This window comes from Paraburkholderia phytofirmans PsJN (assembly GCF_000020125.1).
Lineage (GTDB): Bacteria > Pseudomonadota > Gammaproteobacteria > Burkholderiales > Burkholderiaceae > Paraburkholderia > Paraburkholderia phytofirmans.
On sequence record NC_010676.1, the window covers coordinates 2,512,255 to 2,535,786 of the forward strand.

At 57.4% G+C, this 23,532-nt stretch carries 21 protein-coding genes; 13 read left to right on the forward strand and 8 right to left on the reverse strand.

Translation table 11 applies throughout. The annotated features are described in order from the left end of the window. Positions 1-39: 39 nt before the first annotated feature. From BPHYT_RS31010 to BPHYT_RS31040, 7 genes are all read right to left on the reverse strand, one after another. Positions 40-975, reverse strand: coding sequence for a KpsF/GutQ family sugar-phosphate isomerase (locus tag BPHYT_RS31010; protein ID WP_012428092.1), 936 nt, complete (start codon positions 973-975; stop codon positions 40-42). Continuing rightward, positions 972-1,763, reverse strand: coding sequence for a 3-deoxy-manno-octulosonate cytidylyltransferase (gene kdsB, locus BPHYT_RS31015; protein ID WP_012428093.1), 792 nt, complete (start codon positions 1,761-1,763; stop codon positions 972-974). The genes BPHYT_RS31010 and kdsB overlap by 4 nt, the downstream gene beginning before the upstream one ends. Then, positions 1,747-2,301: a KdsC family phosphatase gene (locus tag BPHYT_RS31020; RefSeq protein WP_012428094.1), complete on the reverse strand. Its 555-nt coding sequence runs from the start codon at positions 2,299-2,301 to the stop codon at positions 1,747-1,749. The genes kdsB and BPHYT_RS31020 overlap by 17 nt, the downstream gene beginning before the upstream one ends. Further along, entirely contained in the window at positions 2,298-3,158 is an 861-nt protein-coding gene (kdsA, locus tag BPHYT_RS31025; protein ID WP_012428095.1) for a 3-deoxy-8-phosphooctulonate synthase, read from the reverse strand. The genes BPHYT_RS31020 and kdsA overlap by 4 nt, the downstream gene beginning before the upstream one ends. Before the next feature lie 114 nt (positions 3,159-3,272). Then, entirely contained in the window at positions 3,273-5,513 is a 2,241-nt protein-coding gene (locus BPHYT_RS31030) for a polysaccharide biosynthesis tyrosine autokinase (RefSeq protein ID WP_012428096.1), read from the reverse strand. Between the two features lie 42 nt (positions 5,514-5,555). Beyond that, complete coding sequence (locus tag BPHYT_RS31035) at positions 5,556-5,993, reverse strand: low molecular weight protein-tyrosine-phosphatase (protein ID WP_012428097.1); 438 nt, start codon at positions 5,991-5,993, stop codon at positions 5,556-5,558. A 2-nt stretch (positions 5,994-5,995) separates the two neighbouring features. After that, on the reverse strand, positions 5,996-7,153 hold the full coding sequence (locus tag BPHYT_RS31040) for a polysaccharide biosynthesis/export family protein (RefSeq protein ID WP_012428098.1): 1,158 nt from the start codon (positions 7,151-7,153) through the stop codon (positions 5,996-5,998). A 487-nt stretch (positions 7,154-7,640) separates the two neighbouring features. On the opposite strand from BPHYT_RS31040, the gene BPHYT_RS31045 reads away from it, so the two are divergent. The 10 genes from BPHYT_RS31045 (at position 7,641) to BPHYT_RS31090 (ending at position 19,853) form a co-directional block, all read left to right on the forward strand. Then, on the forward strand, positions 7,641-9,056 hold the full coding sequence (locus tag BPHYT_RS31045) for an undecaprenyl-phosphate glucose phosphotransferase (RefSeq protein WP_012428099.1): 1,416 nt from the start codon (positions 7,641-7,643) through the stop codon (positions 9,054-9,056). A gap of 147 nt (positions 9,057-9,203) precedes the next feature. Further along, positions 9,204-10,343, forward strand: a complete 1,140-nt coding sequence (locus BPHYT_RS31050; RefSeq protein WP_012428100.1) for an NAD-dependent epimerase/dehydratase family protein — start codon at positions 9,204-9,206, stop codon at positions 10,341-10,343. A 30-nt stretch (positions 10,344-10,373) separates the two neighbouring features. Further along, complete coding sequence (locus BPHYT_RS31055; RefSeq protein ID WP_012428101.1) at positions 10,374-11,240, forward strand: glycosyltransferase family 2 protein; 867 nt, start codon at positions 10,374-10,376, stop codon at positions 11,238-11,240. Positions 11,241-11,287: 47 nt separating this feature from the next. After that, positions 11,288-12,568, forward strand: coding sequence for a capsular polysaccharide export protein, LipB/KpsS family (locus BPHYT_RS31060; RefSeq protein WP_012428102.1), 1,281 nt, complete (start codon positions 11,288-11,290; stop codon positions 12,566-12,568). Beyond that, complete coding sequence (locus BPHYT_RS31065) at positions 12,555-13,940, forward strand: lipopolysaccharide biosynthesis protein (protein ID WP_148225164.1); 1,386 nt, start codon at positions 12,555-12,557, stop codon at positions 13,938-13,940. Before BPHYT_RS31060 ends, BPHYT_RS31065 begins: the two co-directional genes overlap by 14 nt. A gap of 4 nt (positions 13,941-13,944) precedes the next feature. Beyond that, on the forward strand, positions 13,945-14,586 hold the full coding sequence (locus tag BPHYT_RS31070) for an acyltransferase (RefSeq protein ID WP_012428104.1): 642 nt from the start codon (positions 13,945-13,947) through the stop codon (positions 14,584-14,586). Further along, on the forward strand, positions 14,579-15,760 hold the full coding sequence (locus tag BPHYT_RS31075) for a hypothetical protein (RefSeq protein ID WP_012428105.1): 1,182 nt from the start codon (positions 14,579-14,581) through the stop codon (positions 15,758-15,760). The genes BPHYT_RS31070 and BPHYT_RS31075 overlap by 8 nt, the downstream gene beginning before the upstream one ends. Before the next feature lie 149 nt (positions 15,761-15,909). Next, positions 15,910-17,343, forward strand: coding sequence for a mannose-1-phosphate guanylyltransferase/mannose-6-phosphate isomerase (locus BPHYT_RS31080; RefSeq protein ID WP_012428106.1), 1,434 nt, complete (start codon positions 15,910-15,912; stop codon positions 17,341-17,343). A gap of 197 nt (positions 17,344-17,540) precedes the next feature. Continuing rightward, entirely contained in the window at positions 17,541-18,320 is a 780-nt protein-coding gene (locus tag BPHYT_RS31085; RefSeq protein ID WP_012428107.1) for a WecB/TagA/CpsF family glycosyltransferase, read from the forward strand. 21 nt (positions 18,321-18,341) lie between these two features. Beyond that, the gene (locus BPHYT_RS31090) at positions 18,342-19,853 is read left to right on the forward strand and encodes a glycosyl hydrolase family 28-related protein (RefSeq protein WP_012428108.1); all 1,512 of its coding nucleotides are present in this window, start codon (positions 18,342-18,344) and stop codon (positions 19,851-19,853) included. Positions 19,854-19,954: 101 nt separating this feature from the next. On the opposite strand, the gene BPHYT_RS31095 is transcribed toward BPHYT_RS31090, so the two are convergent. After that, positions 19,955-20,140: a hypothetical protein gene (locus BPHYT_RS31095; protein ID WP_012428109.1), complete on the reverse strand. Its 186-nt coding sequence runs from the start codon at positions 20,138-20,140 to the stop codon at positions 19,955-19,957. A 536-nt stretch (positions 20,141-20,676) separates the two neighbouring features. Here BPHYT_RS31095 and BPHYT_RS31100 point away from each other — a divergent pair. The 3 genes from BPHYT_RS31100 (at position 20,677) to BPHYT_RS31110 (ending at position 23,532) form a co-directional block, all read left to right on the forward strand. Then, positions 20,677-21,669, forward strand: coding sequence for a helix-turn-helix domain-containing protein (locus tag BPHYT_RS31100; RefSeq protein WP_012428110.1), 993 nt, complete (start codon positions 20,677-20,679; stop codon positions 21,667-21,669). Between the two features lie 431 nt (positions 21,670-22,100). Continuing rightward, the gene (gene galU, locus BPHYT_RS31105; protein WP_012428111.1) at positions 22,101-22,982 is read left to right on the forward strand and encodes a UTP--glucose-1-phosphate uridylyltransferase GalU; all 882 of its coding nucleotides are present in this window, start codon (positions 22,101-22,103) and stop codon (positions 22,980-22,982) included. A 241-nt stretch (positions 22,983-23,223) separates the two neighbouring features. Next, positions 23,224-23,532, forward strand: a complete 309-nt coding sequence (locus tag BPHYT_RS31110) for a hypothetical protein (protein WP_012428112.1) — start codon at positions 23,224-23,226, stop codon at positions 23,530-23,532.

Genomic DNA, 23,532 nt, shown 5'->3' on the forward strand with positions numbered 1-23,532 from the left:
AACGCTAGCCACTGTGCCCAACGCACCGAGCATGTACTTTCACTTCTTGAAAACACCGACAATCTGCTGGTGTTCGAATACCAGCAACGACGTAATCCGCCGTTGGTCGAGCAAGGCCAACGCGTCCTGTACGCGCGTTGCGGGCGACACCATCGTGGGCTCTCTCGACATGAAGTCTCGCGCGCATTTTTCGAATGCATGGGGTCCGTGGACCTCGATCAAACGGCGAACGTCACCGTCGGTGATCAGCCCCCAGCCTGTTTCGTCGCGAACGATTGCAATCCCCAGACTGCCGCGCGTCATCTCGCTGACGATTTCCATAGCCTTCGCGTCGGGCCCGACGAACGGAAGCCTGTCGCGAACCATCTCATCGCCCACTGTGCTCAGCAGTCGCCGGCCAAGCGATCCTCCCGGATGAAAACGCGCGAAGCCCTCGGGCTTGAAATCGCGCGCCTCCATTAACGTCACGGCGAGCGCATCGCCCATTGCCAACGTCGCAGTCGTCGAAGCGGTCGGCGCCAGTTGCAGCGGACAAGCCTCTTTCTCGACGCCGATATCCAGATGACAATGCCCCGCGCGGGCAAGCGTCGACTCACGATTACCCGTCATTGCGATCACGAAATTGTGATTGTTTCGCAGAAATGGGAGCAATTGCACAACCTCGTGGGTCTCGCCCGAATTTGAAATGGCGAGAAATACGTCGTCGCTGGTGACCATCCCGAGGTCACCGTGATACGCCTCGCCGGGATGCATGAAAAACGCCGGCGTGCCGGTGCTGGCGAAGGTCGCGGCAATCTTCTTACCTATGATTCCAGACTTGCCCATGCCGCATACGATCACACGGCCGCGCGTTTCGAGAATACGCGCGATCGCCTGGGGATAGTCGTCGTCCAGAGCCGACGCGAGCGCGGCAATCGCACTGGACTCCAGAGCGAAAACCCGTTTCGCCGACGAGATGTAATCGTGAGCCGTCATGATCTCCCCGAAGCGTTCACAAAAAGTATTTCCCTCACTCGCGCTACGTCCTCTTTCGTATCGACACCCGGCGGCGGGGGTTCCGGCCATTCGAATACGCGGATCGGCATGCCCAGCCAGATCGCACGCATCTGTTCCAGTCTTTCGAGTTCTTCAAGCTCGCATGAAGGTGTCTCCGTCAGCCGGTAGAGCGCCGAACATCGATAGGCGTAGATACCGACATGACGCAAGTATGCGGACAGGGGCCATTCGTTCTGCGGAAGATCCCGGCAAAACGGAATTGCGGAACGTGAGAAGACGATTGCCTGCCCCTGCGCGCCGACCACGAGTTTGACGACGTTTGGATCGGTCAAATGGGACACTTCCGTCAAAGGCACCGCAACAGTCGCCATGTCGAAAGCCTGCGCGTTCGCGCAAAATTGCACGAACGACGCAAGCAACGGCTGTGGAACGAGCGGTTCGTCGCCCTGCACGTTGACGACCAGATCGTCCGAATTCCAGCCCAATTCACGCGCGACTTGCGCGCACCGATCGGTTCCCGACTGATGTTCGGGGTCGGTCATCCGAACGGGAATCCGGTACGCCTCCAGACTTCCGACAATCCGCTCGTCATCCGTCGCCACCACAATGTTCACCGTTTCAGGCAATGCCGCTCGAACCGCCTCATAAACACGCACGATCATCGGCTCGCCAGCCAAATCAATGAGCGGCTTGCCCGGCAAGCGAGTCGACCCGAAGCGAGCCGGAATCACCACGTGAATCGAAGCAGGGTCACTGGACGATCGCACTGCGCACCTCCCCGGTCAAAAACGATTGATACATCTCGTCAAGCGTCATTCCGTCGGCCAGCAACACGTTCTCGGCGACTTCACGGGCGACGCCGTGGCCGCCGCGCGCTCGCGTGACATGGTCTGCGTGACGTAGTACAAGCACATGCGCATCGCCGGGGGCGAACGCGCGTCCCGCGCGCAACATCACCGGCAAATCGATCACATCGTCGCCGACGTAGACGATCTGCTCGTCCTGCAATCCCCGCTCCAGTTTGATCGCCTCGTACGCGGACAACTTGTCGCGGCTGCCGGTCACCACCACGTCGAAACCGAGTTCTTCTGCCCGGCGTATCAGCGGCGCACTCGATCGACCCGACAACACGCCGCTCGCAATCCCGTATTCCCGCAGCAATCCGATCGCCACGCCGTCGCGTACGCTAAAGGACTTGAGGTATTCACCGTCGCCGTTGAAATGCAGCGAGCCGTCCGTCAGCACGCCGTCCACATCGAATAGAACGAGGCGGATTTTTCCCCGGTACTCGCGTGGCCTGCTCATTGAATATCCAGCGCAGGGAAACTCTTGATCAGATCGTCAAGGTCTTTCATTTGCTGGAGAAACGGCTCGAGCACGGCAAGCGGAAGCGCGCTCGGACCATCACAGCGCGCGTGGTCTGGATCCGGATGTGCCTCCAGAAAGAGACCGCTCAGGCCGACCGCTAGACCGGCACGCGCAAGCTCGACGACCTGGCGGCGCCGGCCACCTGAAGCGGCGCCGCCCGGATCGCGGTATTGCAGGCTATGCGTCACATCGAAGATCGCCGGCGCGCCATCCGACGCTTCGATCATCTGCCGGAAGCCGAGCATATCGACCACCAGATTGTCATAGCCGAACGAACTGCCCCGCTCGCACAGAATGACGTTGTCGTTACCGACTTCACGGCATTTGCCGACAATGTGAGCGACCTGCGTCGGGCTCATGAATTGCGGCTTCTTGATGTTGATCACACGGCCCGTTTTGGCAATGGCCACGACCAGGTCCGTCTGCCGCGCGAGGAATGCCGGCACCTGGAGCACGTCGACCACCTCCGCGACACGTGCGGCCTGCTCGACCTCGTGTACATCGGTGATGACCGGCACGCCGAACTCACGTTTGACGGCTTCAAAGATACTCAGACCTTCGTCGATTCCCACCCCACGGTATGAATGGATCGACGAACGGTTCGCCTTGTCGAACGAAGCCTTGAAGACGAATGGAATGTTCAACTTCGCCGTCGTCTCGACATAGTGGCGGCAGGCATACAGTGTCGAGTCGAGGTCTTCGAGAACGTTGATGCCGCCGAACAATACAAACGGCAAACGGTTCGAGACCGTTACCGCGCCTGTGATTTCTACCGCACGATCGTTTATCTTCATCGCTCACGTCCACGCCAGAAAGAGTTAGAACGGTTGACCTCGACCTTCGTACCCGGAGATATCCGAGCACGGCGATCTTCAGTCCTTTGGTCTCATGCGCTGCACACATTGACGCTAGCTACGCGTCTCGCCACCGTATTCATAGGCTGCATAGCGATATGAGCCGTATTTGGAGCCGTAGCCATACCGTGCGTGCGACAGATTGAGCCCGTTAAAGAGTACGCCGTTTGCCTCGACCCCGTTTTGGGCGAGCCGCTTGACCGACTCCGTGATCTCGCCCGCTTTTGTCACCGCCGCCCGGGCGACCAGGAACACCGTGCCGGCATTCGGCGCGAGAATCCCGGCGTCGGCGGCTGCGAGTGTAGGCGCCGAGTCGATCAGCACGATGTCGTACCGCTTCGACAGCTCTTCGATACAAGACGCCACCCGCTCACCCAACAACAGTTCCGCGGGATTTCGCGGCAGCGTTCCTGTCGAAACAAAGTCCAGTCGCGCAAGCAGATCGCGACGCACGACCTGCTCGAATGTCGAAAGCCCCGACACCAGCTCTGAAAATCCGCCACCGCGTTCAAATCCGAACGACTGATGCAAATGCCCTTTGCGCAAGTCACCGTCGATCAGCAGCACTTTTTTGCCCCCTGCCGCGAGCACCGCCGCAAAATTCACCGACACGAACGACTTACCCACCGCCGGCGCAGATCCAGTCAACAGTACGACGTTGTTTCGCGCATTCACCATCGCAAACTGCAGCGCAGTTCTCAGACTTCGTAAGCTTTCGATAGCCGGATCGCTGGGCGAATCGGCGGCGAGAACGTGTGTACCCGCTTTCTTCGCACTCGACACCCTGCTTATCTCCTGCTGACGCTTGCTCAACGGGATCGTCGCGTACACGTGCAACCCTGTGCGGCGCTCCAGCTCGGTCGGGTCACTGATGCCGCGGAACAGCATGTTGCGCACAAAGGCCAGCACCGCTCCTGCAAACAAGCCGACAACCAGCGATCCTGCAAGCACGATCAACTTTTTCGGCTTGACCGGCTTCTCAGGAATCGCCGCCGTGTCGACCAGACGCACATTCCCCGTCTTGCCCGCCTTGACGAGTTGCAATTGCTGAAAGTTGTTCAGCAACGACGTGTAGAGATCGGTATTGACCTGAACGTCGAGTTGCAACTGAACGATCTGCTGCTGCACGTCGGGCAATTGCTTGATTCTGGCGGATGCCGCGTCGCTGTATTGACGCAATGTCGCAATCTGCGAGTCGATCGTGCGGATTGCCGGATGGTGTCCATTGAATCGCGCCGCGAGACCTTGGCGTTGCTCCTCGAGTTCGAGTAACTTGGTCTTGGCATCGACGGACTGCTGCAATACCACCTTCGCTTCCTCAGTCAGGTCGACGCTGCCGAGTTTGTTCCGTGCCGCCGTATACCGCTGCTGGGCCTCGTCGAGCCGTTGCTTGATCACAGGCAATTGCGAGTTTAGAAACTCCAGAGATTGCGCAGCTTCAGCGGACTTTCGTTCGACGTTCTGCCGGATGTACTGATCGCCCACCGCGTTCAACTCCGCCGCTACGCGCACCGGGTCGGTATCGAGCAGACTCGCAATCAATACGCCCGATTGCTTCACTTTCTCTTGAACGTCGAGGTTGTTTTGCAAGTCGGTGATACTCTTCATACGCGAATGGCGTCGAAGCACGAACTGCGTATCCGGCCGGCCTTTAATGGATTTCACCCAGAGAAGGATCTTTCCGCAACACGACGGTACGGACTCGACCCGTCCAATCTGCCCGACAAATGGGTCGGTGAGATCGTCGCCGGTCAGCCGATAGTGCGTCGCGTCGATCACCGTCAGCCGGAATTTGTCGTCCTCGAGCGATACCGGCACGTCGAACTGCGCCACATCGATATGTTCGTTCCCCCACGCGTAGCCACCCATGCCGAACAGGCCGGGCGTGGATAACTCCTGACTGCGACGCGCTATCCAGTTCCCGATCAACGGGAAGTAGCGCGGCTGTGCGTCGATAAACAGTTTGAGGTTGTCGACCGCACGCGTAACGACCAGGCGTGACGCCAGAATCTGGCTTTCGGCGGCAGCCGTCGATTTCACGTCGAACAACGACGAAACATCGCCCAGCAAGCCCTTTTCCGCCGAGCTCTCCGGGCTGTCTTCGACCTGTATGAGAAGATCGGCTTCATAGACCGGATTGCTCAGAAACGCGTAGAGCGTGCCGGTCACGACGAAGAAGGCAACGACAATGCCGATCAGCCAACGGCTTTCTATCAGCACGTCGAGAATCGTCACGAAATCCAGTTCTTCTTCACTATCAGGTGCCCCCGTGGGAGGCAATTTAGTTTGCGTCATCAAATAGGTGCCAAGGTAGCGAGAGGAAAGACGCCTGCTCGGTTAAGCCACAATTTTGAGTCGCTCGACCCAGCCTTCGATCGCGCGGTCAATCAAGGTGAGGCACGCTTGAAAATCTGAACGCTCGCCTCCGTAAGGGTCGAAAATATCCTGATCAATGAATTCGCCCAGCCGAAATACCTTTCCACGCGTGGTCGGATAACGATCGACCACGCTCTGCTTCTGTCTGGCGTCCATCACGAAGATCACATCCGACTGCGCGCACAGAGGCGCCGAGAGCGGGCGGGCGCGGTGATCGTCGATCACGATGTCGCGCTCGCGCATCAACTCACGCGCGATCGCGTCGGCCGGGTGGCCGATAAGAGCGCCGAGTCCCGCGGACTCCACGCGAACATGGCGCAGCCGTGTGCGCAGAAGCCCTACCGCCATCGGGCTTCGGCAGATGTTGCCGACACAGACCACGAGAACCGATTGGACCATGTTCAGTTACCCGTTGTAGTTCGTTGCAGGTAATACGCTCCGGTCGCACTGCCCACCAGAGGCGTCACGACGCGGTACCACCTGATCACGCCTGGCGCGTCGACATACACGACGTCGTCCGGCTTCATTTCAAAACCAGCGGCAAGCACCATTCCGGTCGGCGACTTGCTGTCGAGATGGAATATCTTCGGTAGTCCATCGTCCGATTTCGCGCGCACCACATAGATTTCACCCGCATCGCCGCTCAACTGGCTGACACCGCCCGCGTCGCCGAGCGCATCGCTTAGCGTCAAATGACCATTCGTCTTGAACACGACAGGCCCCGGCTTCACGACTTCGCCTGACACCACGACCCGATGCTCGATCAAAGGCGGGACCCGGATCGCGTCCTGGTCACGGATCGCAATGTCCTTCGGATTGATTCCGCGTTTCAGCATCTCGGGAAGATTGATCCAATGTGTGATGCCGCCGCGAGTCAGTTCGATTCTGCTCAGATCGCCTGTGGCCGCAACGCCGTTTGCCAGATTCAGCATCTCGGCCAAAGTCATCGGGACATCGGTGATCTGCTTGACGCCCGGCTGGCGTACTTCGCCATCGATATAGGCTTTCTGACTGCGGTATCCGATCACGCGCACCGTTACTTGCGGATCGTTGAGGTTCTGCTTCAGGTGATCGATCAATTCCTGCTGCAGTTGCAACTCGGTCAGTCCACTGGCCTTGATCTTCTTCACATAGGGAAACTGGACATAGCCGTCCTTGCTGACCACAAAGCCAGGCAGGCTTTGTGCCGCCATGCCGACGGTAGCCGGAGAAGCGCCCGAATCGGTACCGATCGCATAACTCAGGTTAGGCATCACCAGTTCCGGGTGATCCCAAACGATGATAGACAGCACGTCTTGGGCTCCGATCCGATAGGGAGCCGGTGGCGCGATCAACGATGCATAGCTGGTGTCGGCCGCTATGGCTGCCTTGCGCGCCGACGACTCCTGCTCGATCAGCTTGAACGTAATCGGAGTGATCACCGGCACTGAAGAAGGATCCTCCGGATCGATCGGTTTATGTGGATCAAAACTCATCCCCGGCGCAAATGCGCAAGCACCAAGCGCAACCACCGAACACAGGGACAAGCGTTGAATAAGTGATGCAAAGCGATTTCTCATTGGCAGTGTGCTAAGGCAGTGTGGGTCTGCAGACTTCGAAATGACTGGCGGAAAGAGCGATGATCTATGGGCTGTTCGACCGCTCTTGAATGTCAGTCGCGCTCTACGGCTGTGAGACCGCATCGCACAGTCTGCCGTCGCGTTCTTGACGGCTTGTCTTACCGGGATCGGATATTACCGATGCTGCGGCGCGGCGAAGCGCGTTGACCGAAAACGGCATGCATTTGGCGAAATACGGAAAGTCCCGGGCTGCGCTCAATGGTTTCGAGGCCCAAGCGCTAAGGCTTCTGACCCAATATGGATAAATCGGACATCTAGTCGCCGCGCGGCTTCCGGCCGATGTCAAAAAGCAATCAATGCGGGCGTTGATTCGATTCGGACGATTCATTGCCGTTTTCCGTCATCGGATTTTTCACCGCCAACCTCGTGGTTATGATGCGACGCAAAACCGGTTAGCGCCCGCAAACAAATCGCTAGGGGAATGCAAATGCAATCAGTCAAACCGCTTGGTTTTCATCCCGGCACTCGCGCACCTGCCTTTCTTTTTGCGTTGCTCGATGCGTGTTTCGTATTGGCGGGCGCCGCAATTGCGTATGTATTCCGTTTTGACGATTTCACTGCGTGGAGCGATGCCACGCTGCTTCTCGTTGCCTTCAATACGGCGATGACCGTTCTGCTATTCCCCACGCTCGGCATCTATCAATCGTGGCGCGGACGGAGTCCGCTGGAAATGGTGTCGCTCGTCACGATCGGCTGGGTAGCCGTCTTCGTTCTGGGACTCGTACTGGTTTTCACGACGCATCAGGCGCGCACCCTGTCGCGGCTCTGGTGCGGCACGTGGCTAGTCACATCGCTTGTGCTCCTCGTCGGCTTGCGGCTCGCGAAGTATCAATTGTCGAAACAGCTATGGCGTCGCGGCATCAATGTCCAGCCCGTCGCGATCGTCGGTGCAAATCCGCTCAGCCTTACGCTGATCGATCGCTTGCGTAAAAACGCCCAGTCGGGTTTCTCTCCGGAATGTGTATTCGACGAAGATCCGCTTGCCTCCACGTACGCCGGTGGACTTCCGGTGGTCGCTTCTCTCGAAGGACTTGCCGATGCGGTGCGTACCCGCGGCATCAAGGAAATCTGGCTGGTTCTGCCGCTGCGGGAGGAAGCACGTGTACACGCCGTATTGAACGCATTCCGGCATGACTTCGTGAACGTCCGCTTCATTCCGAACGTGCGTGACTTTTCCCTCTTCAACCACTCGGTCTCGGAGGTCGTCGGGTTATCCGCAATCAATTTATTGGCATCACCGTCGGCAGATCCGCGTTTTGTACCCAAACAGATTTTCGACCGCACATTCGCGGCGCTCGCATTGCTCTGTTTGTTGCCGCTGATGCTTGTCATCGGAATTCTCGTGAAGTTGTCCTCGCCCGGGCCGGTTTTCTTCCGCCAATGGCGCAAGGGTGCGAACGGCAACGAATTCCAGATCTACAAGTTCCGGACGATGGTGGTTCATTCAGAAGATGCCGGCCAGCTGACCCAGGCCAAACGCCGCGATCCTCGTGTGACGCCAATAGGTGCGCTGCTCCGCAAGACCAGTCTCGACGAATTGCCGCAGTTCATTAACGTGCTCAAAGGCGACATGTCCGTGGTCGGTCCGCGTCCGCATGCCTTGCAGCACGATGAACTCTACAAAGACCTCGTGCATGGCTACATGTTTCGCTACAGGATCAAACCCGGCATTACGGGCTGGGCGCAAATCAATGGCTATCGCGGTGAAACCGACAAGATCGAGAAGATGCAAGGACGAATCGCATTCGATCTCTATTACATCGAGAACTGGACTTTCGGTCTTGATCTCAAGATCGTTCTAAAAACCTTTATTCATGGTTTCGGCGGCGCCCACGCTTATTGAAGATATGCGTTCTTAGTGCTACACGCACTCGTGCCGGCTAGTCGCCCAAATTCGTGTCTCGCGTTCCAGGATTAGCGCTGTGATTCACCTCTGCGATTCACCGTGAATGCAGCCCCTTTTGGCCTTTATTTCTATCTTCGAGCTCGCATGAATATCCTGATCACCGGCGGTGCCGGCTTTATCGGCAGTGCCCTCGCGCGTGCCCTTAACCGCCTCGGCGACACTGTTACCGTACTGGACAACCTCTCTCCACAGATTCACGGAACGAATCCCGATGACTCGCCCTTGTTCAAGTCGCTGCCTGAATCCGTGCGCCTCATCAAAGGTGATGTACGTCGCCGTGAAGACTGGCTGGCCGCACTGGAAGGTCAGGAAGCCGTCATTCATCTGGCCGCGGAAACGGGTACCGGCCAATCCATGTACCAGATCGACCACTATGTCGAGACCAATGTGCGTGGCACGTCGCTGATGCTCGATCTACTCGCCGAAGCGCGTGACGCCGGGCATGGCACGGTCCGTCGGGTCGTTGTCGCGTCGTCCCGTTCCATTTACGGCGAAGGCAAATATCGCGGGCACGCGGGCTACGTATATCCGGGCGCGCGGAAAGCCTCTGATATGCGTCTCGGACTATATGATTGCCTTTGCCCGGAAACCGGCGAACGCCTCGAACTGGTTCCGACCGACGAAACTTCCAAGACACATCCAAGCTCTGTCTACGGCATTACGAAGCTGTTCCAGGAGCAACTGGTTCTGACCGTCTGCGAGACGCTCGATATCGGCGCTATCGCACTTCGCTTTCAGAACGTGTATGGGCCGGGACAGTCGCTGCGCAATCCGTACACCGGTATTCTCTCCATCTTCTCCACGCTGCTGCTTCAAGGCAAAGACGTCAACATTTTCGAAGACGGCCTTGAGAGTCGCGACTTTGTATATATCGACGACATTGTCGAATCCATTGTGCTCGCGCTCGATGCAACGAATAAGGCAGGCGTTGCCTACAACGTAGGATCAGGCAAGGCAACCAGCGTGCTTCAGGTCGCGCAAACGCTGAAGCGCTTCTACGGCGCCACCGGCGCGCTCAATATCACGGGCAATTTCCGCCTCGGCGACATCCGCCATAACTACGCGGATCTGAAAAAGATTCGCAAGGAGCTCGATTTCGAGCCGAAGGTGTCCTTCGCGGAAGGGGCGATGCATTTCTGCAAGTGGGTCGAGGAACAAACCATCTCCGATGCAGGCTACGACCAGTCGGTCGCCGAGATGCGCAGTCGCGGATTGTTGAACTAAGCGCACCTCCACTCTTCAAGGAAATTCGCGATGAAAATTGGCATTGTGACCGTGCTTTTCAAATCGGACCCTGTGATCGCCGGGTTTATTGCGAGCATGAACGCTCAACGATTCACGGATTTCCATGTCCTCTGTATCGAGAACGACGTCGAAAACCCGGCCTGCGAAGCGGCAATTCGCGCGGATCTGAAGGTCCCGTTCACGTTCATTCGCAACAAGTCGAACGTGGGTGTCGCCACGGCGAACAATCAGGGACTTGACTTTTTTCTTCCAGATGAGAGCTTCACGCATATCCTCTTCCTGAATAACGATATCGAGGTCGATGCCGATTTCCTCCAGCGGCAAGTCGACATTCTGGTCGCCAATCCGCGCGTCGACGCCCTGGCGCCGAAAAGTTTCTACTACGACACGCCCGGCAAGCCGTGGTACGCCGGCGGCAAACTGAGCTATCTGAAAGGCGGCTGCCGTCATTTCGGCCATAACAAACCTGATCGACTGACCAAAAATCTGCTGTATCCGGTCGACTACGCGCCAACTTGCTCGCTGATCGTCAAATCGCGGCCGTTAAAGGAGTCGGGAATCCGGATGTGGGAAGAACTTTTCGTCTACTACGACGACACGATCTTCTGCCTCGAATTGAAAAGGGCCGGAATCAAGATGTATTACACGCCGACCATTCATCTTCAGCACAAGATCAGCTCTTCTACGGGCGGTAGTCGCTCAGATTTCTCACGCTATTACCTGACGCGCAATTGGCTTTACTGCGGACTGAAAACGCGCAATCTGGCCGTCGCCGCATCGGCAATCGTGTTGACGGTTTTCCATGCAGTAGCACGTCACAAGATCGAACTTCGTGCAATGCGCGACGCGTTCCTGATGAAACGGACTGTCGCATAACCACGTTCGGCATCGCATCCAGCCGGCGCCTGGCTCGCTCACACACTATGAAAACTAAAGTTGTCACGCTGGTTTACTACCATCCCATGGCGCGCTTCTTCTGCGCGATAGAGGATGCATGGAAGCAGCTGGATCCCAATGTGGAATTTCTCCACCTAGCGGTTTTCCCAAGTGCGTGGGCGTACTTCCGGTTGCATGGGCGTGCGACCAAGGCGCTGTCATGGAAGGCATTTCTGACAAGGTCAAAGGATCGTTCGACTGACCCGGACGTGATATCGGCTCTGATCCGCTTCCACTCGTCCGATCCGGGCATGACCGATCCGCAACGGGACGCACTCAACCGCCAGGCGCGGGCGATGCTTGAAGTGAGCCGATCGGTGATCGAGCAATTCGATCCGGACGTAGCCATTCTCAGTGGCGATACACGCTTGCCGGCCGAAGTGTTGATGCGCACACTGGCCGATTCGCGCGCAACGACGTGGTTCTTCGAGCAGGGGCCGTACCGCACGACGCTACTGGATCGCGAGGGCGTCAACGCGAATTGTTCGTTCCGGACGGCCCTTGCCTATCTGCCCGCCGCGGGTCCTGAGTTGGTCGTACCTAACCAGCGCCCGAGATGGAACAATCGTCTCTACTCGATGGTCGACAAGTTTATCGTTGCGCAGTCCCGGCTTACCGGCTTGCTGCCGCCCGATCTCCGTCCGTATCGGCTGGAGAAGTGTCCGTCTTCACGTTACAAGGCATTGGTGCGCAAATCAGACACCGTGTCCGACAGGCGAAAGACGCTCCTTCTCGCCATGCAGGTGCCCGAGGACGCGAACAACATCTATCACAATCCACTTCAGCTCAGCGATGCCGGACTGATCGAGTTCGTCATGTCGGGTATCCCACCCGACTGGAAAGTCGTCGTCCGTGAACATCCGCTGTACCGCCGCAAATATAGCGCGGCATTCTATGCGCTGGTGGAGCGTCTGGAGAGAATCGAACTCAGCGGCCGGTCGCTATCCGATGATATTGCCCGCACATGCATAACGGTCACGGTCAACTCGCTGACGGGACTCGACGCCTTCGCGGCCGGCCACAGGGTCATCGTGCTCGGCGAATCGTTTTACGATCATCTCAACGGAATCCTGCCGGCCCGGACGCCCGCTGAACTCGGGCATCTGGTCGAACATCCCACCGACAGGTCGAAGCCCGCGCCGAATATGTTGCTTGGCGCACTAGTCGACCGGTACTTCTTCCCCGGCCACTTCACCGATGTCGATCTCGGCTATACGCGCGGTATCGCCGCGCGCGTAATGGAGTCGCTCCGAGTTGAGACTCGATAAAACAGATATGACGCCAACCGGACTTCCGCGCTCGCCGACCATTCTCAAACGTATTGCGTCGAGTTTCGTCTTCAGGCTATCGGGCGCGGTGACGAATTTCTCGTTCGTGATCTTCCTCGGGCGTTACCTCGGCGCGTCGCAGACGGGTCTCTACATGATTGGCCTAGGGTTTCTGTCGGTGCTGTCGACATTCTGCCGTCTCGGCCTCGAACAGATCGTCATTCGCGACGGCGGCCCGATGGTGCGTGATCGTCAGTGGGCACAGCTACGATCCTTGTACCGCCAAACCATGCTTCTCGCCGCTGCTGCGAGTCTCGCCCTGACGCTTACGGTCATTCTTCTATCGACACCCCTTGCACTGTATGTTTTTCACAAGCAGGAACTTGCCTCTGTATTGGTGTGGTTCGCAGTAGCATTGTTACCCACTTCGATCGCGATGATGCACGTGCCGTTTCTGCAGATCATCGGCAAGCCGGAAAGAAGTATTGCCGTTTTCAGCGTCTGGGTGCCGCTCCTCTCGTTTCTTTCACTGTTCTGCATGCCGCCGTCGAGCGCGGTGACGGCGGCATATATCTTCGTCGGCGCATCGACCGTCAACCTTGCCATTGCGTACATTCCCTTCGGTAGATTCATGCGTAGCGCCGGTGGACTCCCCGGCCCAATCGGCCCGCTCTGGAACGTCCGCTTGCTTCGACCGGCACTGCCGCTGCTGATCGGCAACACCTGCCAGATGGCGCTGCTCTGGATTGCGGTTTTCGCCGTGGGGATCCACTCTTCTCCCTCTGACGTAGGCGGATATTCGGTCGCACAACGCGTTGCGCTGACACTATCGGGATTTCTCGTCCCACCTATCGACGCGCTAGTCGGGCCCAGACTCTCGATGATGCGCGGCACTTCCAGCAAGCACGATATCGAGTGGATCGTTCAACGCGTGTCGGCTGCGCTGCTGATCCTCGTATCGGGTCTCTTCGTCGTATTGGTCGTGTCAGGTCACCAACTGTTGCGGCTGTTTGGCAATGACTTCGGGGCAGGTTACGGCCCACTCCTCTTCTTGAGCGCGGGACAACTCGCCGTGGTCGCAAGCGGTTCGATACGTCCTTTACTGGTCGTTCACGGACTCGAAAGAGTCATCCGCAATGCGATGGTGATTGCGACCCTGGCGTGCATAGCCCTTGCCGCGATTCTCGTGCCGACGCTTGGCGCAACCGGCGCGGCACTCGCTACCGCGCTTGCACTGGCAGGCGAAAAACTCGCGGAGGGACTTGTGGCATGGAAGGTTCTAGGTATCTGCGTCTACCCGTCGCTGTCGTTCTACCGGCGTGAGATCGCCACGCTCCTGAAGCACCACGCCAAACGCACACAAACGGAATAGCCACGTGAACATAGGCATCTTCTTCAAGGTTCGAAATCGGCTCAGGACGTCACTTCAGGGGCTGATCTATCCGTTCTTCTTCGCACGGTTCGGGGCACGTTCCCGCATTCTCAGGCCAATCCGGATCGACGGATCGGACAACATCGCGATTGGCACCGACGTATTCGTTAACAATTTCGCATGGATCGAGACGATTCGCGCGTTCTCCGTGCAACCCCGACTCGATATCCGGGACCGCGTTTACATCGGCAACAGCGCGCACATTATTGTCACCCACTCGATCGAGATCGGATGCGACGTACTGATCGCCGATCGAGTCTATGTCGCCGACTATATTCACGGATACGAAGACATCCACACACCAGTCAAGACGCAAGACCTGATTCAGCGCCGCCCGGTCAACATCGGCGACGGCTCGTGGATCGGCGAGAACGTCGTGATACTCGGAGCAAGAATTGGCCGCCACTGCGTGATCGGCGCTAATGCCGTCGTCACAAGCGACATCCCCGATTTCTGCGTCGCCGTCGGCGCACCCGCTCGCGTGGTTCGACACTGGCATCCGGATCGTAAGCAATGGTTAAAGGGCGCACCTTCTGCCCGCGCCGCCTGTTCCGCTAGTGTCACGAACGAAATCAATCATGCTTAGTTCCCTCTTCCGGCGCGAAATCCGCGCCTCGCTACTGCTGACCGCAATTCTGCTTGTCAGCGGCGGTTGGATCGTTGTGGTTCGAGTTGGTAATTCCGCAATGATCGCCGCAATCGTGGTGGTTCTATTTTGCAGCTTCCTGGTATCGGTACGCTTTCCTCGAGCAATCCGCGGTAGCTATGGGATTCTGGTTATCGCGATCCTCGTCGCCAGTTATGTGCAGGACTTTCAGATCGACGACAAGGAACTGTTCGTCATTTTGAAAGCGCTGATTGCGGGCGTCGCATGCATCTATTTCAAGCGCACACGTCGCGACTTTCGCGAGCTTTTTGTCGACGTGATGTATTACATGGCGATCATCTCGCTAGTGCTTTATCCGCTCGCCTATGTGGCCCCCGGCATCGCACGCCATATCGACGACGAATACAGCACGGTCTTCGGCCTTCTCTATGTCCGCTCGACCGATTTGCAGCGCTTCAATCACTACCGCAACCAGGGCATCTTCTGGGAAGCCGGTGTGTACGGCGTCATGCTGACGATGGCCTTCGCGTACAACTTCTTGAAGTACAAAAAGAGACCCAACTGGGTGTTTCTTCTGGCCGCTCTCTCGACTCAATCCATGGGAGCCCTATCGGTCTTGATGCCATTCGCGGCTTACTGCTACATGCATCAGCGCCAGCCGCGACTCGCGAATCTCGCGGCGATCATGTTGGGCGTCGTGGTGACTCTGGTACTGGCCGCCCCCGGCGCGATAGACGACGCCTTCTCGACCCTGTTCGGCCGCTCGCTGCAAGGCGACTCGAGTATCACCGTGCGAATCAACGACATGACACTCGGCGCGCGCGCGGCAGCTGACAGCTTGCTGCTCGGCCGTCCGAGCGGCGACCTCGACGCTTACAACGCTCTGGCGCTGGACGAGTATGGCTACATCAAGGAGAACGACGCAGGTATATCAAATTCGATTACCGGCATGATCTACAAATACGGCGTGCCCGTCACCGTCATCTATTGCTGGGTTCTCTGGCTCCGGGTGCGTAGAGATTTCGGCGGTATGGCGCCACTTGTCTTTGCCGTTTTCACAGGTCTGCTGATGATCGAACCACTCGGTCTGTCGATCTTCGTCTTCATGCTTCTCGCCTATCGAGACTATCCGTCAATCGCCGGCCGGCAATAGGATCGACGTGTGTCACAAACGCCCTGTGCAGCTCTTTTGTAGTGGGTTACCCGGATCTGCCAAAAGTATGTCGAATTAAGACAGTAGACGCACAACACATGGGTTGCTCAGTAGAGTCACATCGAACGAGGCATACAGGATAGAAGCACATGAGCATTTTCCCAGTTGTTCTATGTGGCGGCAGTGGAACTCGGTTGTGGCCGATGTCTCGTGGCGGTCAACCAAAGCAGTTCCTCACGCTCGCGGGCGAGCACTCGCTGTTGCAGACTACGCTGAGACGCGTCAATGCTCTCGATAACACCAGGCCGCCGGTTCTGGTTTCAAATGCCGAATACCGCTTTCAGCTTGCCGATCAACTGAAGGAAATCGCTCTGGACGTCTCTGCGATCATCCTAGAACCGGTTTCGAGAAACACCGCAGCGGCGATTGCAGCCGCGGCGCATTTCGCTATTCAGGATGATCCAAAAGCGCTGTTGCTCGTGCTGCCATCCGATCACGTCATTCAGAATGCTGACGCGTTTCACAATGCCGTCGAGACCGGCATTGCTCTGGCACGCGATGGACGGCTCGTCACATTCGGAGTGGTGCCGACTACACCGCATACCGGGTTCGGATACATCCGCAAGGGCGAATCGTTGGCGGACAAGGAGCACGAGGCATACAACGTTAGCGCTTTCGTCGAGAAGCCTGACGCCGCGCTCGCCGCCGAACTGCTGGCCAGTGGCGATTACTTGTGGAACAGCGGAATTTTTCTGTTTGGCGCAGGTGTCTACCTGGACGAACTGAAACGATACGAGCCAGACGTCGCCCGCTTCGCGGATCAAGCGTACAAAGATGCACATCCCGATCTGCAATTTCTCAGGCTCGGCAAAGACGCCTTCACCGACTGCCCAAGCATCTCGGTGGACTACGCAGTTCTGGAGCGTACCGATCGCGCAGCAGTTATCTCTGTGGACGATCTCGGCTGGAGCGATATCGGATCGTGGTCCGCACTGCATGAGATTGCGCCGCACGACGAGCAGCGCAATGCCCTTATAGGCGACGTGCTGCAAGATTCCGTGTCGAATTCCTATATCCGCGCTGAACACCGCATGGTCGCGGCGATCGGCGTCAGCGACCTGATAATCGTCGAAACGGCAGACGCTGTGCTCGTCGCACATCGCGATCTCGCCAAGAACGTAAAGACTATCGTCGACAGTCTCAATGCAACGGGACGGCGCGAGTCCGTTACGCATCGGCGCGTGACGCGCCCGTGGGGTTCGTATGAATCCATCGACCAGGGCGAGCGCTTCCAGGTCAAACGGATAGTTGTCAATCCCGGTGCCCAATTGAGTCTTCAACTGCACCATCACCGCGCCGAGCATTGGATCGTAGTCAGGGGCACAGCGTTAGTTACGAACGGCGAACGCGAGGACTTACTGACGGAAAACCAGTCTACGTATATTCCCGTTGGCGTATCGCACCGGCTGTTCAATCCGGGAAAGATCCCACTTGAACTGATCGAAGTCCAATCCGGAGCGTATCTCGGCGAGGACGACATCGTTCGGCTTGAGGACCGATATGGCAGAACCGGCACTGCATAGCGCTTAGCGCTGCTCGCGCACGCTTCCACGGAGGCGGCCCGGCGCATCCTATCGTGGCGATGCTGGGCATATCAAGCCGACAAAGACCGACTCAAGGTCAGTTCAGCAAGATTCTCACTTAGTTAGTTTTCCAAAGTCTCCGATTGAATTTTCAGTCGGAGCGCTTCGTCACGTCCTATCGACCTGAGGCCTGTTAAATGACCACCAAATGCACGATGTTCGGGATAGAGATAGACGCCATTTCAATGGACACGGCGGCAAAGACATTGGCGCGGTGGCTCGAATCGCCGCACGCAAGATGCCGTTACGTGGTCACGCCGAATGTGGACCATATCGTCAAACTTCGAAACTCTCTGGCATTCCAGGCCGCGTATGCAGGCGCGTCGATGGTACTCGCCGACGGTAAGCCGCTAGTACTCGCATCGCGGATGATGGGTCGCGCGTTGAAGGAAACCGTGCCGGGCAGCGACCTCGTACCGAGTCTCCTTCATCAGGCGCGGTCCATGAATCAGCCCATGCGCGTGTTTCTGCTCGGTGCCGGCTCCGGCGTTGCTCAGCGTGCCGCGCGTATTATTGCGCAGCGCTGGCCGAACGTTCTGATAGCCGGTACATACTCCCCTCCTTTCGGATTCGAGACGTTGCCGTCCGAGTGCAATCGCATTCTCTACGAGATCGCAGCTGCTGAACCGGATCTGTTGATCGTTGGACTCGGCGCACCCAAACAGGAACTATGGGTACATGAGTACAGAGCTCGCATCCACGCAAAGGTGGCGATCTGTGCGGGTGCGACGATCGACTTCATTGCGGGCGAGAAGGCGCGCGCTCCAGTCTGGATGCGCAAGACCGGCCTCGAATGGCTGCACCGGATCGTCACGGAGCCCCGGCGTCTGCTGCGCCGCTACGCACACGACGCTTTGGTATTCCCGACTGTCCTTGTCAAGGAACTCGTCAGCAACGCAGTTGCACGCAATAAATGATCGACGAACGAGAGTCATACCGTGACTAACAGAAGGCAGGCAATCAAGGGTGCCCTGGCAGGCACGATTCTCAGCGCGGCGGCGGCCGTCAATGGGCAAACGAAACCGGACGCGTCATCTGTAGATACGGGGTTGTCGAAAGACACGCCGTCGGGAACAGGCAACGCTCAATCAATCGCATTCAAGGCGGCAGCACCGACGAGTATCGTCCGGACGGTGGCCGAAGAGTTGAACGATGCCGATATCAATCCCAAGCGATTTGGTGCAAAGGGTGATGGCCGCTCGGATGACAGCGTCGCGATCCAGTCCGCGATCGACCTGCTCGAATCACGTGGCGGCGGAGTAGTCCGCTTTCCTGCTGGGCGCTATCGCTGCAATATCGTCCTGAAGAACGGCGTGTCGCTGGTGTCGAGTAGCACGATGTTCGGTTATCTTCCGGGCCATATTTCTGGTGTAACTCTGGTACAGGCGGACCACGGCTTCGTGGTCGATACTCCGTCGACGCTCGTGCGCGGTATCGGCATCAGCGGCATCAATTTCGAAGGATGTGGCGCAAATTTAAATGGTGGCGGGGTGCGCTTTCAACTGGTCAAATGGGCCGCTATTCGACGTTGCACCGCCAACAATTTCGCCGACCAGGGATTTCAGCACCTCGCAGGATTTGGCGTCGTCTTTGAAGATATTCTGACGACAAACGTTTTGCTCAATCGCCAGCGCGACCGGATTTCCGGGTGTATCGAAACGTTCGGCACCGACGATTTCCTCAACCGTATCGAAGCCAACCCTTCCCTGATCGCGGGTCGCGGCCTGGTGACGCCGGACCTTCTTCTGTGCGGGATTGTCGTTGGCGGGGCAAATAATTTCCTGTCGAATTGCATTGGCGAAGACGCCGAGCGTGGCATCTACATCGCACCGTTGCGAGGATCACAGCACCGCATTTCGCAGTGCCGCGGCGACTCCAATATCGGCCACGGGTTCTATGTCGATGGCAGCGCGATATGGAGCACGTGCTTCGGCTATAACAATAGTTCCGCCGGGGTCGGCACCTATAGCGGCTTCTACATGTCGTCGAAGTCGCGCTCGAACATACTGACCTCATGCCGCTCTGAGGGTCGAAAAGAGCGTCTTCAGAAGTATGGTTTCGAGGATTACGTCAGTGAATCCGACCCGGATGCGCGCAATCAATACTTTGCATGCGCGGGAAGCTTCAATCAGGCCGGGTTGTTCCTGGTCCAGAACCATGAAGGGTCGAGCGTAGCCGGTGCGCCGCTCACCATTAAGCCTCCGGCTGGGACGCGGATCGTCAACGTCACCGGCTCAGGTCTCGTGGTGCTGGATAACTACATGACGCCCACGGAAATCTCGTATTTTTCCGGCGCCGCCGATGGTCAAACGATTCGCGTACTGGGGAATCCGAATGTGACCATCGTTCACGGATCGGGCATCGTGACGCGCTTATCTAAGGACGTTGTGCTGAAAGCGGACACAATCTACGCATTCACCCGATACGTCGACAAGTGGTACATGAATTGAGTGGAAACAATAGAGGTCTGCGCGATGCCGGGTAAGCGGATCACTTGAATGACAATGTGCTTGGCGGGTGGTGTCTCGTCCTGAGCCCGCCTCGCACGGTGCTATTTCAGAATCGACAGCAGATCAACAACGCTTATATCCGGCAATTGCCTGGAAAGCATGTCCCAGAAGATGATGTCGTGCATTGCGCTCGCATCTTCGGCCGTAGTCCACTCACGCGCGCCGACTATGGAATCGGCAGTTTCGAAAGCGGCGCTAATGATTGTCTGAATATCTTCTATACGCATGTATGCGTTATCGGCTACGTTCAGGACTTATTTAGCCCTGCGCGCTGAGAATATGGCAAACCGCCAAAAAGATTCTGCGTGGATCCGGTTAAGGCGGGCGAACTGCCGACAGCGACCCCATGATAGCGGGAGTTTCGACCGGAAATTACCCAGGAAAGCCCTACCTTGAAAAAGATCGAAACGAGTGACATCTCGTAAGGTTGAGCGGGAGTAATGAGCAGTGTCTTTCCGATTCTTTTCATAACACACTCTCGCACAAACCGTCTCCACGAAGACGCTATCCATTCCGTCTTATTTCTCGCCGAATTTATCCCAAGAGCATAAATTCGCTCAATTCAGATTTTGGACACATTCGACGGCGGATTTTCTCCGCTAAACCGGAAATTTTTTCAGCCGGGTCGTGAACGGCCAATGTGTTGGCCAAATCGGACATGTAATAATTACGTTAGAATTGGTTGTATAGCATCCAAAGATAAGAAAAAAACAGAGAGTCTAGGGAAGAGCTTCGAAGGCCAAAACATTCCGGGGAAAAGCAAATGGAGCTGGTAAATACTCTGCCGCGCTGCTCGCGGCAAAGTGCCATGAGAACGCAGACGCGTGAGTTGACTCGCGTCGACATAGCGTTGTTTAACGGGTTTGCGCTGCCAAAAGTGGCGGCAATCATCGAGATCTTCCAGAAAGCGAACGCATTCGGCGCATCGCAGCAATTGCATCCGCGTTACGACGTCTCATTGCTGTCGGCTGCGGGCGGCCGTATTGCAAGCTCGTCTTCGGTATTCGTCTGGACGGAGAGTGTCGACTCGCACCAGGTCACGGATGACAGACATCTGCTATTCATCGCAGGCGGCGCGGGCGTACCCCATGCCTGCCGCGACGAACGCCTGAGCAATTGGCTGCGCCGCAGGCATCCATTCAGCGAGATCGTTCATCCGATCGCCGAGGGCAGACTGCTCCTGGAAGCAGCCAAGCTTCCCAGCCGCTACAGTGCCCTCCTATATGGCGACAGTGAAACGAGCGACTACTATCAAGTGCGCGCACTGAGCGAAGCTCCGACTGAGGTCGCCACAGCACTGCGTATCGTGGAAGAGGATATGGGATCGGAGGTGGCGCGTCATGTCGCTGAATCGGTTGCGCCTCAGCAGGATATGCCTTGGGACATGTCCGTCTCCCGCAGCGGAGCGCCCAAAGTCAGTGAAAAGATTATGGCGTCGGCGCGCTGGTTGGAGGAAAACGTCGACCGGCCTGTTTCTATCGACGCGGCCGCGAAGATTGCCGCGATGAGCGAGCGCAACTTCCTGCGCCGCTTCAAGAGCGAGATCGGCATGACCCCCTCCGACTATCTGCTTCGTGCTCGTCTTAACATGAGTTGCCGGATGCTCGTCGAGTCGCGCTTGCCTGTCGATAAGATTGCACGGCGTTGCGGCATTGGCAGTGGCGGCCAGTTGGCCAAGCTGTTCAGGAAGTATCTCGCGACGACACCCACCGATTACCGCATGGGCAGGGAGGCGTCTCCGGCGGAGCAAGCCTGATCGACTGTCTCGGCTAAGGCCCTCCGACAGAGAAGACCGTGATTTTGTTTGCCGCCCGTTCTTCCTGAACCTTCCGCGAAAAAATTATTTTCAGCGGATTTCGCCAATGATATTCGTACGTAGCATCGTTACACGCTGATTGGGTAGCAACAGGCCCTCGCCGCTGTCATCGATGCTGTCGACGCGCGCCATGCGTTCCCCTTCGCGGTGCTCCCGCAAAGCCTGCGTGTATTCGTTTTAGCCAATAGCGGTGCCTGTTCCGCCATCTCGCATCAATAGTTGGCTTTCGCCTTTATGGTTGCGCTCGTCCACCCTGAGTCGATCTGCCAGACGATACGCAAACACTGTCTGATCAGCTTCGCTTTGGGTCCGTCTCTTTAAGCAAGCAGGCTAATCTCTAACGTCGTTATCGCGAACACCCCGGACAACACATGCTCAAAGTTACCAAGGCCATATTTCCGGTGGCGGGTCTCGGCACCCGGTTCCTTCCCGCCACGAAGGCGAGCCCGAAAGAGATGCTCCCGATTGTCGACAAGCCGCTGATCCAGTACGCGGTGGAAGAGGCAATGGCGGCCGGCATCACCGAAATGATCTTCGTCACGGGCCGCAGCAAGCGCGCAATCGAAGACCACTTCGATAAGTCGTATGAAATCGAGGCGGAACTCGAGGCACGCGGCAAGGACAAGCTGCTGGAACTCGTGCGCAGCATCAAGCCGAGCCATGTGGACTGCTTCTACGTGCGTCAGCCGGAAGCATTGGGTTTGGGCCACGCGGTGATGTGCGCCGAAAAGCTCGTGGGCGACAACCCGTTCGCCGTCATTCTCGCGGACGACTTGCTGTACGGCACGCCACCCGTTATGACGCAAATGATCGAAGTGTTCGACCACTATCACAGCTCGGTGATCGGCGTCGAAGAGATTCCGGCAGAGGAGACCAGGTCGTACGGGATTGTCGACGGCAAGAAATGGGAAGACTCGATCATCAAGATGTCGCGCATTGTCGAGAAGCCGGAACCGAGCATGGCGCCGTCGAATCTCGGCGTGGTGGGACGCTATGTGCTGAAGCCGCGCATCTTCGAACATCTGCGTGCATTGAAGCCGGGCGCGGGCGGCGAATTGCAGCTCACGGACGCAATTCAGTCGCTGCTCGCCGACGAACAGGTGCTCGCGTACAAGTATCACGGCACGCGTTTCGACTGCGGCAGCAAGCTGGGTTATCTCAAGGCGACCGTCGAGTTCGCCTTACGTCACCCGGAAGTGGCCGCCGATTTCGAAGGGTACCTGCTTGCGCGCTCGCCAGTACCCGCATGCTGACAGACTGATCCGTCGCGACACGGCCAACACGCCACCATCGATTTCGCGAAAAAAAAGAATAGGCGTTCGGCCGACGGCCCGTGAGTCTTGACGATATCGGCCAAGACTATGGTTCATTCAGCCGCGCCGTCGTGCCGCTAGCGTTGCATCGGTACTATCGAGACCTGTCGGCTCGACCCTCGACGTCGAACGGGTGATCTTCAATCCAAGGCGGTTTAACGTAGCGGGTGCACAGAAAGTCATGGTCGAGTTTATTCCAGAGTATCTGGTCCGCGAACAGGCAGCCGTCGGCGCGCTCGTATTGTTCGCCATTCTGCGCATTGTTTCCGCTGCTGTCGCCGTCGAGAAGGGCTGGCGCATATCCGTCGCGCAATCCTATTGCATAGCGATTGCAGTACTTTACTGTCTACCCCAGTTATTCGATCTGTTCATGCATTCGTATGGAATGCAGGCTGCGGCTGCGGCCGCCGAACTCGAAGGCAAAGCGGCGGGCTCGGCGATTGCACTCTTTTTCGCGCCTATTCTGAGTCACAAGCTCGGCTACGAATAG

What these genes read in the sequence shown, in the direction of transcription:
- BPHYT_RS31110 (WP_012428112.1), top strand. Translation starts at nt 23,224, where the DNA reads ATGGTCGAGTTTATTCCAGAGTATCTGGTCCGCGAACAGGCAGCCGTC.
- BPHYT_RS31100 (WP_012428110.1), top strand. Translation starts at nt 20,677, where the DNA reads ATGGAGCTGGTAAATACTCTGCCGCGCTGCTCGCGGCAAAGTGCCATG.
- BPHYT_RS31060 (WP_012428102.1), top strand. Translation starts at nt 11,288, where the DNA reads ATGAAAACTAAAGTTGTCACGCTGGTTTACTACCATCCCATGGCGCGC.
- galU (WP_012428111.1), top strand. Translation starts at nt 22,101, where the DNA reads ATGCTCAAAGTTACCAAGGCCATATTTCCGGTGGCGGGTCTCGGCACC.
- BPHYT_RS31075 (WP_012428105.1), top strand. Translation starts at nt 14,579, where the DNA reads ATGCTTAGTTCCCTCTTCCGGCGCGAAATCCGCGCCTCGCTACTGCTG.
- kdsA (WP_012428095.1), bottom strand. Translation starts at nt 3,158, where the DNA reads ATGAAGATAAACGATCGTGCGGTAGAAATCACAGGCGCGGTAACGGTC.
- BPHYT_RS31035 (WP_012428097.1), bottom strand. Translation starts at nt 5,993, where the DNA reads ATGGTCCAATCGGTTCTCGTGGTCTGTGTCGGCAACATCTGCCGAAGC.
- BPHYT_RS31030 (WP_012428096.1), bottom strand. Translation starts at nt 5,513, where the DNA reads ATGACGCAAACTAAATTGCCTCCCACGGGGGCACCTGATAGTGAAGAA.
- BPHYT_RS31085 (WP_012428107.1), top strand. Translation starts at nt 17,541, where the DNA reads ATGACCACCAAATGCACGATGTTCGGGATAGAGATAGACGCCATTTCA.
- BPHYT_RS31020 (WP_012428094.1), bottom strand. Translation starts at nt 2,301, where the DNA reads ATGAGCAGGCCACGCGAGTACCGGGGAAAAATCCGCCTCGTTCTATTC.
- BPHYT_RS31095 (WP_012428109.1), bottom strand. Translation starts at nt 20,140, where the DNA reads ATGCGTATAGAAGATATTCAGACAATCATTAGCGCCGCTTTCGAAACT.
- BPHYT_RS31010 (WP_012428092.1), bottom strand. Translation starts at nt 975, where the DNA reads ATGACGGCTCACGATTACATCTCGTCGGCGAAACGGGTTTTCGCTCTG.
- BPHYT_RS31055 (WP_012428101.1), top strand. Translation starts at nt 10,374, where the DNA reads ATGAAAATTGGCATTGTGACCGTGCTTTTCAAATCGGACCCTGTGATC.
- BPHYT_RS31080 (WP_012428106.1), top strand. Translation starts at nt 15,910, where the DNA reads ATGAGCATTTTCCCAGTTGTTCTATGTGGCGGCAGTGGAACTCGGTTG.
- BPHYT_RS31045 (WP_012428099.1), top strand. Translation starts at nt 7,641, where the DNA reads ATGCAATCAGTCAAACCGCTTGGTTTTCATCCCGGCACTCGCGCACCT.
- BPHYT_RS31040 (WP_012428098.1), bottom strand. Translation starts at nt 7,153, where the DNA reads ATGAGAAATCGCTTTGCATCACTTATTCAACGCTTGTCCCTGTGTTCG.
- BPHYT_RS31050 (WP_012428100.1), top strand. Translation starts at nt 9,204, where the DNA reads ATGAATATCCTGATCACCGGCGGTGCCGGCTTTATCGGCAGTGCCCTC.